General features: G+C 59.6%; 3 protein-coding genes. 2 read left to right on the top strand and 1 reads right to left on the bottom strand.

The features are described from left to right. Positions 1–177 precede the first annotated feature (177 nt). Both BLS91_RS19385 and BLS91_RS19380 read left to right on the top strand, forming a co-directional pair. The gene (locus tag BLS91_RS19385) at positions 178–516 is read left to right on the top strand and encodes a PadR family transcriptional regulator (RefSeq protein ID WP_092342712.1); all 339 of its coding nucleotides are present in this window, start codon (positions 178–180) and stop codon (positions 514–516) included. Between the two features lies 1 nt (position 517). Then, on the top strand, positions 518–1,492 hold the full coding sequence (locus tag BLS91_RS19380) for a permease prefix domain 1-containing protein (protein ID WP_092342711.1): 975 nt from the start codon (positions 518–520) through the stop codon (positions 1,490–1,492). Positions 1,493–1,752: 260 nt separating this feature from the next. Here BLS91_RS19380 and BLS91_RS20115 read toward each other — a convergent pair whose 3' ends face one another. Next, positions 1,753–1,968, bottom strand: coding sequence for a hypothetical protein (locus BLS91_RS20115; RefSeq protein WP_140426012.1), 216 nt, complete (start codon positions 1,966–1,968; stop codon positions 1,753–1,755). Positions 1,969–2,373: the final 405 nt, after the last annotated feature.

The following is a 2,373-nucleotide window of genomic DNA, read 5'->3' as shown; positions in this document are numbered from 1 at the left end:
CAAAACCGAGCCTGCATCTCCACCAGCTCAAACTTCGACCACATCGGCAACACCTCTCAAAAATGGAGTGTTGCAACGACCAGTTGAATCCGCCGAACCCTAACCGGGACGGTGCACCGGCAACGCAGTGGTGGGCATGTTTGACAATAGTGTGTGGCACACAGTAACGTGAGCGGCATGACCGATCGCGTATCCCTCGACACCCACCTGCAGGAGGTGCGCCGGGGAACCGTCGTGCTCGCCTGCCTGCAGATCCTTCAAACAGCGGGCTACGGCTACAAGCTCCTCGAAGAGCTCGCCCAGCGCGGTTTCAGCACGGATGCCAACACGCTCTATCCGCTGTTACGCCGGCTCGAAAAGCAGGGCTACCTCACCAGCGAATGGAACACCGACGAGGCCAGGCCACGGAAGTTCTATCGCACCTCAGACGCCGGCACCCTTCTCGCCACGACCCTCACTGCCGAATGGCGATCGCTCTCCACCGCGATCGCGTCCCTCACCGCATCGGAGAACTGAAATGACCACCACACTCACCCAGCGCTACATCACCGCGACGACGAAGAACCTCGGCGCAGCATCGGAGAGTGACGTTCGGGCCGAGCTCGAAGGCTCCATCGCCGACGCAATCGACGCGCGAGTCGAACAAGGCATAGAACGAGCGGATGCCGAACGTGCGGTGTTGACCGAGCTCGGCGACCCCGCACTCCTCGCCGCCGGCTACGCCGACCGGTCACTGCACCTCATCGGCCCACGGCACTACCTCACCTGGCTGCGGCTACTCGTGATCCTTCTCGCAATCGTTCCGTCGATCACTTTCATAGGTGCCGCCCTGGTGGAATCCTTCTCGAACGATTCCATCGGTGAGATCATCGCTGCTGGAATCACCATGAGCCTCTCCGCCGCAGTGCATGTCGCATTCTGGGTGACCGTCCTCTTCGCCGTCCTAGAGCGCCTCGGCGCCACCACCAGAGGTCGCTGGAATGTGGATCGCCTGCCGGATCATCCACGTAGCAATGTCGACCGCGCCAACTCCGTTGCCTCGCTCGCCGGCCTTACTCTCTTGGCGGTAGCGGTGTGCTGGGATACCTTCGCCGGCTTTGCGCGGCTGAACGCCGAACCGATCGCGATCCTCAACCCCGATCTGTGGCCCTGGGCGATCAGCGGCCTGTTCACCTTGATAGCGGCACAAGCAGTATTGTCAGTCAGGATCTTGACCGTCGGCCGGTGGACCACCCGCATGGCGATTATAAATACCACTTTGGCTATCTTGTTCATGAGTCTCATCGCCACACTCCTTGGACGGGGTGAGCTGATCAATCCAGAATTGGTCCTGGCCGCCATAGATGCTGGCGCAAGCACGGACATCGTGCGAGTCCTTGCTCTGGTATCTGGACTTGCGACGGTCGGCTTCGCAAGCTGGAGCATCGCCATCGGGTGGCGCGGGACAGCCAACTCGACCAACCGCCAGCCGGCCGGATCATCTGCTGCTTAGTGACGAGCAGAAATCAGTTAGTGGTGTCTGCGAAGAACCACGATCGAGCAGCGGAAACACTGCACCAGACGAGGTGGCAAGTGCGGGGCGTAGGGGGAACCCCCTGCGGGACGCGCAATCTTCAAGCCCGCCGCTGACTTTGCCGCCGCCATTGAACTGGATACTCAGTGAGTTGTTTTCGACCATCTAGTTGGGAGGCGCTTGATTTCACGTCCTCCTGAATCAGACTCTTCGGTCAGTGCACTGACCGGGTCAAGAACTCACAACCGGCCAGCGGTGGCGCGGATTAGTTCGTACGTTGATAGGAAGATCACACCGGAAATGGTGAGTACGGCACCAATGTGCGTTGTTCCTGCTTCGAAGATCAGAATCGGAACGCCGGGAAGGAAGCACACAACCGAGAGAACGGCCAAATATTTCACCGAACGTCTTGCCGGGTCAGCGCGTAATCTTCTTCCGTCTTCAGATTGACTCATGCTCTACTCTCTCAGGCGCCCGAGCTCAAATCAGCCGACACGGGAGCCTTTGCTGCCCGATGCGGCATTCTTCTGAACTTGGGCGCCTGGCATGTCGGATCGCGACTTCGAATACGAACCATCAACTCCGTCCCAACCAGAGTCCGTTGGATGGACTCGATCGCCGCCCTGTCGTCACGCGAACGGGAAATTTCTTCCTCGCTGCCCGCGGGCTGAGCAACAGCAACATCCCCATTTTGTCCCACGGCTACCCCACCCGGTCTGCAGGGGAACGCTATGTTCGCGACAGACGGGACGTCCGTAGGGGGAACGGCGGATTCAACTGGTCGTTGCAACACTCCATTTTTGAGAGGTGTTGCCGATGTGGTCGAAGTTTGAGCTGGTGGAGATGCAGGCTCGGTTTTG

Source organism: Cryobacterium flavum, from assembly GCF_900103805.1.
GTDB lineage: Bacteria > Actinomycetota > Actinomycetes > Actinomycetales > Microbacteriaceae > Cryobacterium > Cryobacterium flavum.
This window is presented reverse-complemented; position numbering and strand designations above follow the sequence as displayed.

Coding starts and splice junctions, on each gene's coding strand:
- BLS91_RS19385 (WP_092342712.1), top strand. CDS start 178: ATGACCGATCGCGTATCCCTCGACACCCACCTGCAGGAGGTGCGCCGG.
- BLS91_RS19380 (WP_092342711.1), top strand. CDS start 518: ATGACCACCACACTCACCCAGCGCTACATCACCGCGACGACGAAGAAC.
- BLS91_RS20115 (WP_140426012.1), bottom strand. CDS start 1,968: ATGAGTCAATCTGAAGACGGAAGAAGATTACGCGCTGACCCGGCAAGA.